We start from the raw sequence: 13,843 nt of genomic DNA, 5'->3' as shown, positions 1-13,843 counted from the left end.
CTGGCCCCGATAGAGGATGGATTCACATCAGGCACCGCGCACGCATGCACGGCACCGCCATTTCCCGCCCGCGACGCCGCCTCAGGAGGCGTCCTTCGCTTCGCGTGCGAGGTTCGCAAGCCACGCCTCGTCGGCACGACTCAGCAACTTCTCGCGGCGCGCCCGGACGATCAGGTCCGGCCGCTTCCGCAACGTATTTCTCAATGCTTCCTGGCGCCGCCACTTCTCGATCTCGGCATGATGCCCGCCGAGCAGCACGTCCGGCACGCGCACCCCTTCGTACTCCTCGGGGCGCGTGTAATGCGGACAATCCAGCAGCCCGTCTGCGAAGCTGTCCTGCACCGCCGACTGCGCATCGTTCAGCACGCCAGGCAGCAGCCGCACGACGGCATCCATCATCGCCATCGCCGGCAACTCGCCGCCGGACAGAACAAAATCGCCGAGGCTGATCTCCTCGTCGACGCAACGATCGAGCAGTCGCTGATCGATCGCCTCGTATCGGCCGCACAGCACGATGACGCCCGGCTCCTGCGCCATTCGCATCGCCCGCTCGTGCGTGAACGGCGCACCCTGCGGCGACATCATTACCACGCGGGTGCTCGCGATGCCCTGCTCCGCCTGCGCCGCCTTCGCAGCACCGATCGCGGCCTCGAGCGGCCTAGCCAGCATCACCATGCCCGGACCGCCGCCGTACGGCCGATCATCGACCGTGCGGTAGTTGTCCGTCGTGAAATCACGCGGATTCCAGGTACGCAACCCAAAGCGCTCCTGCTTCACAGCCCGGCTGGTGATACCCCAGTCGGTCAGTGCGCGGAACATTTCGGGAAAGAGCGTGACGACGTCGAACTGCACCGCGCTCTCCGTAACCTGGTTCATTAGTAATCGGCTTCCCAGTCGACGACGATGCGACGCGCCGCCTGATCCACCGTCTTGACGTAGACGCCGACGAACGGGATCAGCCGTTCGCTGGTGGCCGGCCGGCCGTCCTTGCCGACTGCCGGATACTCGACGCGCATGATCGAATGCACGCCGTTGTCGATCATCCCGCTCACCGTCCCAAGCGCCACCGATTGCTCGTTGACGACGTCGAGACCGATCAGGTCGACCCAATAGAATTCGTCCGCGGCCAATGCCGGGAAATCTTCCCGGCGCACGAACACGCGAAAGCCGCGCAAAGCGAGTGCGGCATCGCGGTCGCCGACACCCGCGGGTTGCGCGACGACCGTGTCGCCGTGCGTCTTCGACTGCAGGATGCGGGCGGACAACCGCTCCCCAGCCTTTTCCAGCCACCAGCGGCGCGCGTTGAGCAGTGCATCGCCGCCGCGGCCTGCGTCGGCATGCGTCGCCACCTTGACCCAGCCTTTCAGGCCATAGGCGTCGACTACCGCCCCGACCTCGACAGCATCGTCGGGCCAGGCTTGCACCGCTTCGAGACTGCCCTGCTCGGCAGCCATACCGGCGCCCGCGACAACGTCGCGCCCGACCGGCTTGCGGACGAATGCGCCAAATGACGCTCGCCCGCGCTTTGCGTTACCGGAATCGTGACCGGACATCAATGCTCCTTGCAGCCGGCACGACCGGCACACCGCGCCATGTTAGGCAGCCGGTTGCGCCTTTTGCGCTTCCTTCACGAGACGCTGGACGGTCGGCGACAGTTGTGCGCCAACGCCTTGCCAGTACGTCAGGCGATCCTGAGCGATACGCAGCGATTCGCCCTTCGTGGCGACCGGGTTGTAGAAGCCGACGCGCTCGATGAAGCGGCCGTCACGACGGTTACGCGAATCGGTAGCGACGATGTTGTAGAACGGGCGCTTCTTCGAGCCGCCGCGAGCCAGACGGATGATAACCATATGAAATCCTTCGGGAAAACCGGGTTCGAAACTACTGAAACGTGCGATTATAGCCGGAATCCAAAGCCACAACAAACACTTACGCGCAAAAATTCGGCGGACGTGCCATCCGCCGGACATACAATCGTCGTGTTCCCCAATGCTTCCCGCCGCCATGCCGCTATTTTGCGCCCCCCGCGCACGTCATGCGCAGCACCGCCTCGCGGGCGTGCTGGCGGCCATTGTCGCCTGCGGTGCGTCGGCTGCCGCTTGCGCCGCGCCACCGGTGGACGAGCTCGTCGTGCCGCCCGGTTTCCACGTCGACGTACTGACCGACGCCGTGCCGGCGGCCCGGGAGATGGCATGGTCGCCGCGCGGAATCTTGTATGTCGGCTCGCGCGAAGGCCGCGTCCACGCCCTTGCGATGCACGAGGGCCGGATCACAGCCCGCTACGTGATCGCAGCCGGGCTCGACATGCCGGTCGGCGTCGCCTATCGCGACGGCGCGCTTTATATTTCCGCCGTGTCGCGCATTCTGCGCATCGACCATGTCGACGACCGGCTCGCGAAACCGCCCGCCCCGGTAGTCGTGACGGACGCGCTTCCGACCGATCACCACCACGGCTGGAAATTCATCGCGTTCGGCCCCGACGGCAAGCTTTACGTGCCAGTCGGCGCGCCCTGCAACGTGTGCCTGCGCGACCGCGACCGCTACGCGATCATCGCCCGCATGAACGCCGATGGCAGCGGACGCGAGGTGTTCGCCCGCGGTGTGCGCAATACCGTCGGCTTCGCATGGCACCCCGACTCGGGAGAACTGTGGTTCACCGACAACGGCCGCGACCTGATGGGCGACGACGCGCCCGACGACAAGCTGAACCGCGCTCCGCGCGCGGGCCTGGACTTCGGCTTTCCCTACTGCCATGGCGGCGACCGGCCCGACCCGGAATTCGGGAGCCCCGACGTGTGCCGCCGCTATGTGCCGCCGGTGCTGAAACTCGGCGCACACGTTGCGGCACTGGGCATGCGGTTCTATACGGGGCCGATGTTTCCGGCGTCGTATCGGAACAACGTCTTCATTGCCGAGCACGGTTCGTGGAACCGCAGCACGAAGGTCGGCTACCGCGTGATGCGCGCGGCCGTGTCCGCGGACGGCAGTCACGCACGCGAGACGCCGTTCATCACGGGCTGGCTGCGCGCTGACGGCACTGTATGGGGACGGCCGGCCGACGTTCTGCCACTGCCGGACGGCTCGCTGCTCGTCAGCGACGACTACGCCGGGGCGATCTACCGCGTCACTTATGCGGCACCTTGACGCAGGCGACGGGTGACCCACGTGGACCGGGCATCGTAGAATGCGTGCCGGGCCAAGCGCCCGCGCCGGCCCGCCGCCGCCCATGCCAACGATAATCCGCCGCCACTCATGTCCAGCAGCACCGCATCGTCCCGCCGTTTCCGCTCCAAGACGCTCACCGCCGCGCTCGCGTTTCTGTTCGGTTCGCTCGGCGCGCATCGCTTCTACCTGTACGGCTTTCGCGACGTGTACGGCTGGGCGCACCTGCTCGCAACGATCGTCGGAATTCCCGGCTTTCTGCTGCTCGCGGCAACCCAGCGCACGGCCACGCTCGGCTGGTGGCTGGCTGTGCCCGGCGCGATCTCGCTGCTGGCCGCATTCCTCGCTGCGCTCGTCTACGGGCTGCGTCCCGACGAAAAATGGGATGCGCAATTCAATGCCGACACGGGCAAGCAGAGCCGCTCTGGCTGGACGGTGATCTTCATCGTAATCTTCTCGCTGTTGATCGGCGCGTTCTTGCTGATGACCGCGCTCGCGCTGTCGTTCCAGACGTACTTCGAATCGCAAGTCGAAGCGGCGAAGCAGATTTCGCAGTAAGCGCAGCCGCGCCGATCAGAACAGACTCAACTGCATGTCGTCGCGCGACTTCGCACCCGTTGAGCCCGCTACCGTGCGCCGTGCTGCCTCAGGGACCGCCGGCGCGCTGCGAAACCGCGACATATCCAGAATGCCGTTCCTGCGCTCGTTCAACCCGAGCCGCTTGACGGCCTGACGGAAACGCTGCCGCAACAGGTCGGCCCAGATCCCCTCGCCCTTCATCCGTTTCGAGAAATCCGAGTCGTAATCCTTCCCGCCGCGCATGTCGCGCACACGATTCATCACGCGCTCCGCGCGATCGGGAAAATGCGCGGCGAGCCAGTTCTTGAACAGCGGCGCGACTTCCCACGGCAGTCGCAGGACGATATAGCTCGCGTGCGTCGCACCGGCTTCCGCGCACGCCTCCAGCACACGCTCCATGTCCGGCTCGGTGACGAACGGGATCATCGGCGCAATGCTGACGCCGACCGGCACGCCCGCGTCGCGCAGCGCGCGGATCGTCCGCAGCCGGCGTGCGGGCGTCGCCGCACGCGGCTCGAGCGTGCGCGCGAGATCGGCGTCGAGTGTGGTGATCGTGACGGCCGCCATCACCTGCCCGCGCTCGGCCATCGGCGCAAGCAAATCGAGATCGCGCTCGATCAGCGAAGATTTGGTGATGGCGGCAAACGGCAGTTCGTGATCGTGCATGACCTGGATCACGCTGCGCGTGATGCGCAGATCGCGCTCGACCGGCTGGTATGCGTCGGTGTTGACGCCGAGCGCGATCGGCTCCGGCACGTAACGCTTGCGCGAAATCTCCCGCTCGAGCAGCTCGGCCGCGTTGACCTTCGCATAGATCCGGCTCTCGAAATCCAGACCGGGAGACAGGCCGAGATAGCTGTGCGTCGGACGCGCAAAGCAGTAGATGCAGCCGTGCTCGCAACCGCGATACGGATTCAGCGACACGCTGAACGGAATGTCGGGCGACTGGTTGTGCGTGAGGATGCTTTTCGCGCGCTCCTCGAATACCTGCGTACGCAGCGGGGCGGGCAGATCGGTATCGTCCGATTCGTGCGTCCAGCCGTCGTCCACCGCTTCGCGCAGCGCCGTTTCATAGCGCCCCTGCAGATTGTCGACCGCACCGCGCCCCTTGCGGGGCACGGGCGGCGCTATCGGAAATTCGTTGTCGGACAGATCGTCCATGCGCTCACCCGTTCGCCTGCACCCAATACTGTACATTTATACAGTATTGGGTGCAGTGTGCCAAGGGCGAGATAAAGGGTTCGACACGCGGCCAGGCAACGGGCCGAGGCAGTGGTCATTCGCCGACCGAAATCGTCAGCGTCTCCTTGATTTCCTCCATCACGACGTAGCTCTTGGACTGCACCGCACCGGGCAGTTGCAGCAGGATGTCGCCGAGCAGCTTGCGATAGTCTGCCATTTCGCCGATCCGCGCCTTGATCAGGTAGTCGAAATCGCCGGAGACGAGATGGCATTCGAGCACCTCGTCGATCTTCATCACTTCACGGCGGAACTGCTCGAACATGTTGCCGCCCTTGTGGCCGAGCGTGATCTCGACGAATACCAGCAGCGCCGCGCCGAGCTGCGCCGGATCCACGCGCGCGTGGTAGCCGGTGATGACGCCGTCGCGCTCCATGCGCCGCACCCGCTCGATGCACGGTGTAACGGTAAGCCCCACCTGTTCCGCGAGGTCCTTCATCGCCATCCGGCCGTCGTCCTGCAGCAGTTTGAGGATGCGCCGGTCGAGCTTGTCGAGCGAGCGTACTGGCTGGCGTTGCGTTCTCATTTCTTTATGCTGAAAACCTGAAAAATACGATAACAAAACCTGCACATTCGACAATAACATAGCGCAAAAAACTAGATCAGCTAGAGGTTACACGGAGCCGCAGGTGCGCCCGGCCTCGACCTGATTTCTTCGATCTGGAGCAGCTATGCGAGTCGTCATTCTGGGCAGCGGTGTGGTGGGCGTGGCAAGCGCGTATTACCTCGCGCGGGCCGGTCATGAAGTCACGGTGATCGACCGGGAAGCCGGCCCGGCGCTCGAGACGAGCTTTGCGAACGCGGGCCAGATCTCGCCGGGCTATGCTGCGCCGTGGGCCGCGCCCGGCGTGCCGTTGAAGGCCGTCAAGTGGATGTTCGAAAAGCACGCGCCGCTCGCGATCCGGCTCGACGGCACGCGCTTCCAGCTCCAGTGGATGTGGCAAATGCTGCGCAACTGCACGGCCGAGCGCTATGCGGTCAACAAGGGCCGCATGGTGCGCCTCGCCGAATACAGCCGCGACTGCCTGCAGGCGCTGCGCGCCGACACCGGCATCCAGTACGAAGGCCGTACGGGCGGCACGCTGCAGCTGTTCCGCACGCAGCAGCAGCTCGACGGTGCGGCAAAAGACATCGCCGTGCTGCAGGAAGCGAACGTGCCGTTCGAACTGCTGTCGCCGGCAGAGCTCAAGAATGCCGAACCGGCGCTCGCCGCCGTATCGCACAAGCTGACGGGCGGCCTGCGCCTGCCGGGCGATGAAACCGGCGACTGCCAGCTCTTCACGACGCGCCTTGCGGCGCTTGCCGAATCGCTCGGCGTGAAGTTCCGCTACAACACGCCGATCGATGCGCTCGCGATCGCCGGCGGCAAGATCGCCGGCGTGCAGTGCGGCAGCGAGACGGTGCGCGCGGATGCGTACGTCGTCGCGCTGGGTTCGTACTCGACGAACTTCATCGCGAACCTGATGAAGATCCCCGTGTATCCGCTGAAGGGGTATTCGATCACTGCGCCGATCGTGAACGAGGCGGCCGCACCCGTGTCGACGGTGCTCGACGAAACGTACAAGATCGCGATCACGCGTTTCGACCAGCGCATCCGTGTCGGCGGGATGGCCGAAATCGTCGGCTTCGACAAGAACCTGCGCGCGGCGCGGCGCGAAACGCTCGAAATGTGCGTGAACGACCTGTTCCCGGGCGGCGGCGACACGTCGAAGGCGACGTTCTGGACGGGCCTGCGCCCGATGACCCCGGATGGCACGCCGATCGTCGGCCGCACGCCGGTGTCGAACCTGTTCCTGAACACCGGCCACGGCACGCTCGGCTGGACGATGTCGTGCGGGTCGGGGCAGTTGCTCGCCGACCTGATCTCGGGCAAGAAGCCGGCGATCCAGGCCGATGACCTGTCGGTCCATCGCTATCTGAAGGACGTGGCCGGCCAGGCGCGCCCGGCATACGCGTAAATCGGAGCGAGCCGCTGCATCGACGACAAAGGCGCCGGACGGCGCCTTTGTTGTTTCGGAGAGCGCGGCTGCGAGTGTCGATTCGGCCCGAGACTGGCTTCCACGTGCGCTCGTCGCCCGCCGCGCGAATCGACGTCGTCGGCTCCCGTCCTGCCGCTGCGATGCGAGCCGCGCGACACGGTGCGATCGCAGACCTTCAGTGACGAAGGTCATCCGCCCCGCTTCGGCGACGACCCAACAAAAAAGGGGCGCTCATCGCGCCCCTTGTCGTGCCGTACGCCTAGCGCGTCGACGTCGCGCGATATCAGCCGAGTTCGTTCACGAGTTCCGGCACGAGCGAGAACAGATCGCCGACGAGACCGTAATCGGCCACGCTGAAGATCGGCGCTTCCGGATCCTTGTTGATCGCGACGATCACCTTCGAATCCTTCATCCCGGCCAGGTGCTGGATCGCCCCCGAAATGCCGACGGCGATGTACAGCTGCGGCGCGACGATCTTCCCGGTCTGGCCGACCTGGTAGTCGTTCGGCACGTAACCGGCATCCACTGCCGCACGGGATGCGCCGAGCGCTGCCGACAGCTTGTCCGCCAGCGGCTCCAGCACCTTCGTGTAGTTCTCGCCGCTACCCAGACCGCGGCCGCCCGACACGATGATGCTCGCGCTGGTCAGCTCCGGACGGTCGAGCTTCGTCACTTCACGGCTGACGAACTGCGACTTGCCTGCGTCGGCCGCCGCTTCGATCTTCTCGACCGACGCGCTGCCGCCTTCCGCCGCAACCGGATCGAAGCCCGTTGCGCGCACCGTGATGACCTTGATCGGGTCGCTGGACTGCACCGTCGCGATCGCGTTGCCCGCGTAGATCGGGCGCTCGAACGTATCGGCACTGTCGACCGCCGTGATATCCGAGATCTGCGCGACGTCCAGCTTCGCCGCGATGCGCGGCGCGACGTTCTTGCCGTAGGCCGTTGCCGGCGCGAGGATGTGCGAGTAGTCCTTCGCGATGTTCAGCGCGGTCGCCTCGACGTTTTCCGCGAGGCCTTCGGCCAGTTGCGGCGCGTCGGCCAGCAGCACCTTCGACACGCCTGCGATCTTCGCTGCCGCATCGGCCGCTGCTTGCGCGTTGTGGCCAGCGACCAGCACGTGGATGTCACCACCGATCTTCGTTGCCGCTGCGACCGTGTTCAGCGTCGCGGCCTTGATCGACGCGTTGTCGTGTTCTGCAATCACCAGAATCGTCATTTCTTTCCGCTCCCTCTTACAGCACCTTGGCTTCGGTCTTCAGCTTCTCGACCAGCGTCTTCACGTCCGGCACCTTCACTCCGGCCGCGCGCTTCGGCGGCTCAACCACCTTCAGCGTCGTCAGACGCGGCGCGACGTCCACGCCGAGGTCTTCCGGCTTCACCGTTTCCAGCGGCTTCTTCTTCGCCTTCATGATGTTCGGCAGCGTCACGTAGCGCGGCTCGTTCAGGCGCAGGTCGGTCGTCACGACTGCCGGCAGCGTCAGCGACAGCGTTTCCGCGCCACCGTCGACTTCGCGTGCAACCGTGGCCTTGCCGTCGGCGATCGTGACCTTCGACGCGAACGTCGCCTGCGGCAGGCCCGCCAGCGCGGCCAGCATCTGGCCGGTCTGGTTCGAATCGTCGTCGATCGCCTGCTTGCCGAGGATCACGAGCTGCGGCTGCTCCTTGTCGACGAGCGCCTTCAGGATCTTCGCGACGGCCAGCGGCTCGACGCCGTCGTTCGACTCGACGAGGATCGCACGATCCGCACCGATCGCGAGCGCCGTGCGCAGCGTTTCCTGCGCCTGGGCCACACCGACCGACACCGCAACCACTTCGGTCGCGACGCCGGCTTCCTTCAGGCGCACGGCTTCTTCAACGGCGATTTCGTCGAACGGGTTCATCGACATCTTCACGTTCGCGATGTCGACGCCCGTGTTGTCCGACTTCACGCGGACCTTCACGTTGTAATCGACCACTCTTTTCACTGGCACCAGGATTTTCATGCACACGCTCCAAAGTTACGAATACGACCAGAGGCCATTCTATAGCGAGGCCTTGTGACTGCGCGGCCAAGCGGACCCATCCCTCATGGCTACCGAGGATAGCGCTCCTCGATGGCGCGCCGGCAATAGCGAACGGTCGTTCTATTTTAAAAGAGAAAAAACCCGGACGCAAAGCCCGGGTTTTCGATCATCGACTCTAATCGCCGCCGGGCGCGCCCTGTACGTTGCGCTGCTTACCACGCGGCGATGACCGCGCCGCCGAATTTCTGTTCGATGAACTGCTTCACTTGCGCGGAATGGTAGGCCGCGATCAGTTTCGCGACCCACGGCTTGCCGCGGTCCGCGTCGCGAATTGCGAGAATGTTCGCGTACGGGCCGCTCGGGCCCTCGATCGCAATCGCGTCCTGCGTCGGTTTCAACCCCGCTTCCATCGCGTAATTGGTATTGATCGCCGCCGCGTCGACGTCGCCGAGCGAACGCGGGATCTGCGCCGCATCGAGTTCGACGATCTTCAGCTTGCGCGGATTGTCGACGACGTCGAGCGGCGTCGCCTTGAGGCCCGCGTCCGCACGCAGCTTCAGCAGCCCCTGCTTCTGCAGCAACAACAGCGCGCGGCCGCCATTGGTCGGATCGTTCGGCACGGCGACGCGCGCGCCCGGCTTCAACTCCGCGAGCGACCTCACGCGCTTCGAATAAATGCCCATCGGGAACGTGACGGTGTCGGCCACCTTGATCAGCTTGTAGCCGCGATCCTTTACCTGCGCCTGCAGATACGGATCGTGCTGGTAGCTGTTCGCGTCGAGATCGCCCGACGCGAGCGCAGCGTTTGGCTGCACGTAATCCGAGAATTCGACGACGCGAATGTCGAGGCCGCTCTGCGCCGCGACCTTCTTCACCACGTCCATGATCTGCGCGTGCGGGCCGCCCGTCACACCCACCTTGATGGTTTCGGCGTGCGCGTGCGCGCTCGCGAACAGTGCGGCTGCGCCCAGTGCGGCCGCGAATTTCAACATGAAACGTCGTTGCATCGTCTTCCCCGAACCGAATGAAGGCCGTTCTTACTTGTGGCTGAGCCGGCGCACCAGCCAGTCGCCGAACGATTGCACGATCTGCACGAACACGATCAGGATCGCGACGACCGTCCACATCACTTCAGGCAGATAGCGCTGGTACCCGTAGCGGATCCCGAGATCGCCGAGCCCGCCGCCGCCGATCGCACCGGCCATCGCCGAATAGCCGACGAGCGACACGAACGTGATCGTCAGGCCGGCGACGATGCCGGGCAGCGACTCGGGCAGCAGCACCTTGAATACGATCTGCGACGTCGTCGCGCCCATCGACTGCGCGGCTTCGATCAGCCCGCGGTCTACCTCGCGCAGCGCCGTCTCGACCAGGCGCGCGATGAACGGCGCGGCCGCGAGCGTGAGCGGCACGACCGCCGCGGCCGTGCCGATCGACGAGCCGGTAACGAGCCGCGTAAACGGAATGACCGCGACCAGCAGGATGATGAACGGCGTCGAACGCACCGCGTTCACGATGCCGCCGAGCACACGATTCACGCCGAGGTTCTGCAGCACGCCCTGGCGGTCGGTCAGATACAGCAGCACGCCGAGCGGCAGCCCGACGAGCGCACCGACCGCCCCCGAGATGCCGACCATGATCAGCGTCTCCCAGAACGACTGCACGAACATATCGAACATCTCACTCAACATACGAAAGCTCCTCCACCACCACGCCTTGCTCGCGCAGGAACGCGAGCGCCTGCCCGACCTTGCCCGGTTCGCCGCCCGCGAGCACCGCCAGCGAGCCGAACGCCTGCCCCTGGATCTCGTCGATCTGGCCGTGCAGGATGTTGAAATCGAGTTCGTACCGGCGGATCGTCTCCGACAGGATCGGCTGGTCGACGCCGGAGCCGGTGAACGCAAGCCGCAGCAGATGGCCGCTGCCGGCCTTCAATCGCTCGGCCACGCGCGCCTTCAGCGCCGGCGGCAACTCCTGCGCGATCACGTCGCCGATCAGCGCGCGCGTTACCTCGTGATGCGGCTGCAGGAACACGTCGATCACGCGGCCTTCCTCGACTACGCGGCCCGCGTCGAGCACCGCCACGCGGTCGCACACCTGCTTGATCACTTCCATCTGGTGCGTGATCAGCACGATCGTCAGGCCGAGTTCGCGGTTGATGCGCTTCAGCAAGTCCAGAATCGAGCGGGTCGTTTCGGGATCGAGCGCCGACGTCGCTTCGTCCGACAGCAGCACCTTCGGCTTGCTGGCGAGCGCGCGGGCGATGCCGACGCGCTGCTTTTGGCCGCCGCTGATCTGCGCCGGATAGCGATCCTTCTGCGCGGACAGCCCGACGAGTTCGAGCAGCGGCAGCACGGCCGCCTCGATGTCGGCCCGGCTTGCGCCGGCCAGTTCGAGCGGCAGCGCGACGTTGTCGAACACCGTGCGCGACGACAGCAGGTTGAAGTGCTGGAAGATCATGCCGATCTCGCGGCGGGCTTCGCGCAGCGCGCCGGCGGGCAGCAGCGTGAGATCGCGCCCGCCGACGACGACATTGCCTTCCGTCGGCCGCGTGAGCAGATTGATGGTGCGCACGAGCGTGCTCTTGCCGGCGCCGCTTCGGCCGATGATGCCGAACACTTCGCCTTGGGGAATCGTCAGGTTGACGTTGTGCAATGCGTCGACCCAGCCTGTCGGCCCGGGAAAACGCTGCGACAGATTGCGTAATTCGATCATGTAAACAAAACGGCGGCCGGCTGGCGAGCAGGCCCGCCAATCGGCCGCCGATGCATCGGGAATAGCCGGCGATTTTACCGCAAACCCCTCATTCCCCTTAATAATCGATTTCGATCTTTTCATAACCGGACGAAATTAGAGCGCTGCCGCTGCCCGCCGCCGGACGGCCGCGTCTATGATCCGGATCACGATATGAACGAAAAGGGGACACGCCCGATGACCGCGACGACCACGCAGCCTCCCAACACCGCGACCACCACGGGCGCATCGCCGCCGCCCGCGCCGCGAATGGGCCGCCTGCGCACCGCAGACGGACTCGAACTCGCGTCGTACCGCTGGCCGGCCGGCGACGGCACGCTGCCGCCCCGCGCGACGATCGCGCTGGTGCACGGCCTGGCCGAGCATGCGGGCCGTTATGCGGCGCTTGCAGCGAGACTGAACGCGGCCGGCATCGACGTGCTCGCGATCGATCTGCGCGGGCACGGCCAGTCGCCGGGCAAGCGCGCGTGGGTCGAGCGGTTCGACGATTACCTGAACGATGCCGATGCGCTCGTCGCCGAAGCCGCCCGCGGCAATACGCCGCTCTTCCTGATGGGGCACAGCATGGGCGGAGCCATTGCGGCGCTGTATGCGATCGAACGCGTGCCGGCCCGCGGCCATGCGCTGTCCGGTCTCGTGCTATCGAGCCCGGCGCTCGCGCCCGGGCACGACGTGCCGCGCTGGATGCTTGCGATGAGCCGCTTCATCAGCCGCGTGTGGCCGACCTTTCCCGCGATCAGGATCGACGCGGCGCTGCTTTCGCGCGATCCGGCCGTCGTCGCGGCCAATCGCGCCGATCCGCTCGTGCACCATGGCGCTGTACCAGCGCGCACCGGCGCCGAAATCCTGGATGCGATGGCGCGTATCGAGCGCGAGCGCGGCACGCTGCGCGTGCCGGTGCTCGTCTATCACGGCACCGACGACAAGCTGACCGAACCTGACGGCAGCCGCGCATTCGGCGCGCACGTCGGCTCGCCCGATCGCACGCTGACGCTATTCGAAGGTGGCTTCCACGAAACGATGAACGATCTCGAGCGCGATCGCGTGATCGACGCGTTGATCGCGTGGGTTCTCGCGCGCGTGCCGGCGCGCTGAGCGGGTGCCGCGCCGCGGCCGGTCAGATGCCGGCCAGCAAGCGCAGGTGCGCGACGACGCTGCGTCCGAGCGCGGACAGGTTGTAGCCGCCCTCGAGGCAGCTCACGATGCGGCCCTGCGCATGCCGGCGAGCGACGTCGACGATCTGCGCGGTCAACCATTCGAAATCGGCCTCCACGAGACCGAGGTTGCCGATGTCGTCCTCACGATGCGCGTCGAAGCCGGCCGACACGAACAGCATTTGCGGCTTGAACGCGTCGAGACGCGGCAGCCAGAACATGTCGACCGCCTCGCGGATCGCCATCCCGTTGCTGCGCGCGGGCATCGGCAGATTGACCATGTTCGGCGCCTGATGGTCGACGCCGGAAAATGGGTACAGCGGATGCTGGAAGAAGCTGCACATCAGCACGCGCTCGTCGTTCGCGAACGCCGCTTCGGTGCCGTTGCCGTGATGCACGTCGAAATCGACGATCGCGACGCGCTCGAGGCCGTGGACGTCGAGCGCATGCCGTGCCGCGATTGCAACGTTATTGAAGAAACAGAAGCCCATCGCCCGCGCCGGTTCCGCGTGATGGCCGGGCGGACGGACGCTGCAGAACGCATTCGCATAGCGGCCTTCGATCACCGCGTCGGTTGCCGCGATTGCGGCGCCGGACGCGCGCAGTGCAGCCCGCCACGTGTCGCGGTTCATCAGCGTATCGGGATCGATTTCGACGTAGCCGTCCACGGGCGTCATGCTGCGGATGTAGTCGATATGGGCCTGCGTATGCACGCGGCCTAGCGCGACCTCGCTCGCGAACGGCGCGGTTTCGTGCACGATCAGATCGTCGATGCGGCTCGCGATCAGCTGATCCTGGATCGCCGACAATCGGGCCGGACATTCCGGATGCCATTCCCCCATTTCGTGCAGCATGCAGTCGGGGTGCGTATAGAAGGCGGTTGCCATAAGCTGTCATCCGCGACGCAGCGTGCGCCGCAGGTCTCCATCAATGATGTCCATCGTCTGCCGCGAATTCCGCCGCTAACTTA

15 protein-coding genes are annotated in these 13,843 nt (G+C 65.6%); 4 read left to right on the top strand and 11 right to left on the bottom strand.

What is annotated here, in order from left to right; all coding sequences use genetic code 11:
* Positions 1–81 precede the first annotated feature (81 nt).
* Genes trmD through rpsP form a run of 3 tightly spaced genes read right to left on the bottom strand, consistent with a single transcriptional unit; the run spans position 82 to position 1,850 of the window.
* The gene (gene trmD, locus KDW55_RS01350; RefSeq protein WP_040143713.1) at positions 82–876 is read right to left on the bottom strand and encodes a tRNA (guanosine(37)-N1)-methyltransferase TrmD; all 795 of its coding nucleotides are present in this window, start codon (positions 874–876) and stop codon (positions 82–84) included.
* The gene (gene rimM, locus KDW55_RS01345) at positions 876–1,553 is read right to left on the bottom strand and encodes a ribosome maturation factor RimM (protein WP_059543811.1); all 678 of its coding nucleotides are present in this window, start codon (positions 1,551–1,553) and stop codon (positions 876–878) included. The genes trmD and rimM overlap by 1 nt, the downstream gene beginning before the upstream one ends.
* Before the next feature lie 42 nt (positions 1,554–1,595).
* On the bottom strand, positions 1,596–1,850 hold the full coding sequence (rpsP, locus tag KDW55_RS01340) for a 30S ribosomal protein S16 (RefSeq protein WP_006476550.1): 255 nt from the start codon (positions 1,848–1,850) through the stop codon (positions 1,596–1,598).
* A gap of 154 nt (positions 1,851–2,004) precedes the next feature.
* On the opposite strand from rpsP, the gene KDW55_RS01335 reads away from it, so the two are divergent.
* Complete coding sequence (locus tag KDW55_RS01335; RefSeq protein WP_212159843.1) at positions 2,005–3,144, top strand: PQQ-dependent sugar dehydrogenase; 1,140 nt, start codon at positions 2,005–2,007, stop codon at positions 3,142–3,144.
* 108 nt (positions 3,145–3,252) lie between these two features.
* Positions 3,253–3,720, top strand: a complete 468-nt coding sequence (locus KDW55_RS01330; protein WP_040143710.1) for a TM2 domain-containing protein — start codon at positions 3,253–3,255, stop codon at positions 3,718–3,720.
* Positions 3,721–3,735: 15 nt separating this feature from the next.
* On the opposite strand, the gene KDW55_RS01325 is transcribed toward KDW55_RS01330, so the two are convergent.
* Both KDW55_RS01325 and KDW55_RS01320 read right to left on the bottom strand, forming a co-directional pair.
* Positions 3,736–4,902, bottom strand: a complete 1,167-nt coding sequence (locus KDW55_RS01325; protein WP_059543814.1) for a PA0069 family radical SAM protein — start codon at positions 4,900–4,902, stop codon at positions 3,736–3,738.
* 115 nt (positions 4,903–5,017) lie between these two features.
* Entirely contained in the window at positions 5,018–5,506 is a 489-nt protein-coding gene (locus tag KDW55_RS01320; RefSeq protein WP_040143708.1) for an Lrp/AsnC ligand binding domain-containing protein, read from the bottom strand.
* Between the two features lie 145 nt (positions 5,507–5,651).
* Between KDW55_RS01320 and KDW55_RS01315 the strand changes: the two genes are divergently transcribed.
* Entirely contained in the window at positions 5,652–6,938 is a 1,287-nt protein-coding gene (locus tag KDW55_RS01315; protein WP_212159842.1) for a D-amino acid dehydrogenase, read from the top strand.
* A 304-nt stretch (positions 6,939–7,242) separates the two neighbouring features.
* On the opposite strand, the gene KDW55_RS01310 is transcribed toward KDW55_RS01315, so the two are convergent.
* The 5 genes from KDW55_RS01310 to KDW55_RS01290 form a co-directional block, all read right to left on the bottom strand.
* A complete protein-coding gene (locus KDW55_RS01310; RefSeq protein ID WP_040143706.1) occupies positions 7,243–8,178 on the bottom strand; it encodes an electron transfer flavoprotein subunit alpha/FixB family protein in 936 nt (311 codons plus the stop codon).
* A gap of 16 nt (positions 8,179–8,194) precedes the next feature.
* Positions 8,195–8,944 carry an electron transfer flavoprotein subunit beta/FixA family protein gene (locus KDW55_RS01305; RefSeq protein ID WP_212159841.1) on the bottom strand — a complete coding sequence of 250 codons (750 nt, stop codon included), beginning with the start codon at positions 8,942–8,944 and terminating at the stop codon, positions 8,195–8,197.
* 233 nt (positions 8,945–9,177) lie between these two features.
* Positions 9,178–9,972: a MetQ/NlpA family ABC transporter substrate-binding protein gene (locus KDW55_RS01300; RefSeq protein WP_212159840.1), complete on the bottom strand. Its 795-nt coding sequence runs from the start codon at positions 9,970–9,972 to the stop codon at positions 9,178–9,180.
* A 30-nt stretch (positions 9,973–10,002) separates the two neighbouring features.
* Positions 10,003–10,656, bottom strand: a complete 654-nt coding sequence (locus tag KDW55_RS01295) for a methionine ABC transporter permease (RefSeq protein ID WP_040144905.1) — start codon at positions 10,654–10,656, stop codon at positions 10,003–10,005.
* Positions 10,646–11,680 (bottom strand): methionine ABC transporter ATP-binding protein, encoded by a 1,035-nt coding sequence (locus KDW55_RS01290; RefSeq protein WP_040143704.1) that lies wholly within the window; start codon positions 11,678–11,680, stop codon positions 10,646–10,648. Before KDW55_RS01290 ends, KDW55_RS01295 begins: the two co-directional genes overlap by 11 nt.
* Positions 11,681–11,896: 216 nt before the next feature.
* On the opposite strand from KDW55_RS01290, the gene KDW55_RS01285 reads away from it, so the two are divergent.
* Positions 11,897–12,814, top strand: a complete 918-nt coding sequence (locus tag KDW55_RS01285; protein ID WP_212159839.1) for an alpha/beta hydrolase — start codon at positions 11,897–11,899, stop codon at positions 12,812–12,814.
* 22 nt (positions 12,815–12,836) lie between these two features.
* On the opposite strand, the gene KDW55_RS01280 is transcribed toward KDW55_RS01285, so the two are convergent.
* Entirely contained in the window at positions 12,837–13,760 is a 924-nt protein-coding gene (locus KDW55_RS01280; protein WP_212159838.1) for a histone deacetylase family protein, read from the bottom strand.
* Positions 13,761–13,843: the final 83 nt, after the last annotated feature.

Origin of the sequence: Burkholderia sp. AU19243, assembly GCF_018148075.1 — a bacterium.
Taxonomy (GTDB): domain Bacteria; phylum Pseudomonadota; class Gammaproteobacteria; order Burkholderiales; family Burkholderiaceae; genus Burkholderia; species Burkholderia latens_A.
Note: the sequence above shows the minus strand (reverse complement) of the source record. Positions and strands in the feature narration are given on the sequence as shown.

Coding starts and splice junctions, on each gene's coding strand:
- trmD (WP_040143713.1), bottom strand. CDS start 876: ATGAACCAGGTTACGGAGAGCGCGGTGCAGTTCGACGTCGTCACGCTC.
- rimM (WP_059543811.1), bottom strand. CDS start 1,553: ATGTCCGGTCACGATTCCGGTAACGCAAAGCGCGGGCGAGCGTCATTT.
- rpsP (WP_006476550.1), bottom strand. CDS start 1,850: ATGGTTATCATCCGTCTGGCTCGCGGCGGCTCGAAGAAGCGCCCGTTC.
- KDW55_RS01335 (WP_212159843.1), top strand. CDS start 2,005: ATGCCGCTATTTTGCGCCCCCCGCGCACGTCATGCGCAGCACCGCCTC.
- KDW55_RS01330 (WP_040143710.1), top strand. CDS start 3,253: ATGTCCAGCAGCACCGCATCGTCCCGCCGTTTCCGCTCCAAGACGCTC.
- KDW55_RS01325 (WP_059543814.1), bottom strand. CDS start 4,902: ATGGACGATCTGTCCGACAACGAATTTCCGATAGCGCCGCCCGTGCCC.
- KDW55_RS01320 (WP_040143708.1), bottom strand. CDS start 5,506: ATGAGAACGCAACGCCAGCCAGTACGCTCGCTCGACAAGCTCGACCGG.
- KDW55_RS01315 (WP_212159842.1), top strand. CDS start 5,652: ATGCGAGTCGTCATTCTGGGCAGCGGTGTGGTGGGCGTGGCAAGCGCG.
- KDW55_RS01310 (WP_040143706.1), bottom strand. CDS start 8,178: ATGACGATTCTGGTGATTGCAGAACACGACAACGCGTCGATCAAGGCC.
- KDW55_RS01305 (WP_212159841.1), bottom strand. CDS start 8,944: ATGAAAATCCTGGTGCCAGTGAAAAGAGTGGTCGATTACAACGTGAAG.
- KDW55_RS01300 (WP_212159840.1), bottom strand. CDS start 9,972: ATGCAACGACGTTTCATGTTGAAATTCGCGGCCGCACTGGGCGCAGCC.
- KDW55_RS01295 (WP_040144905.1), bottom strand. CDS start 10,656: ATGTTGAGTGAGATGTTCGATATGTTCGTGCAGTCGTTCTGGGAGACG.
- KDW55_RS01290 (WP_040143704.1), bottom strand. CDS start 11,680: ATGATCGAATTACGCAATCTGTCGCAGCGTTTTCCCGGGCCGACAGGC.
- KDW55_RS01285 (WP_212159839.1), top strand. CDS start 11,897: ATGACCGCGACGACCACGCAGCCTCCCAACACCGCGACCACCACGGGC.
- KDW55_RS01280 (WP_212159838.1), bottom strand. CDS start 13,760: ATGGCAACCGCCTTCTATACGCACCCCGACTGCATGCTGCACGAAATG.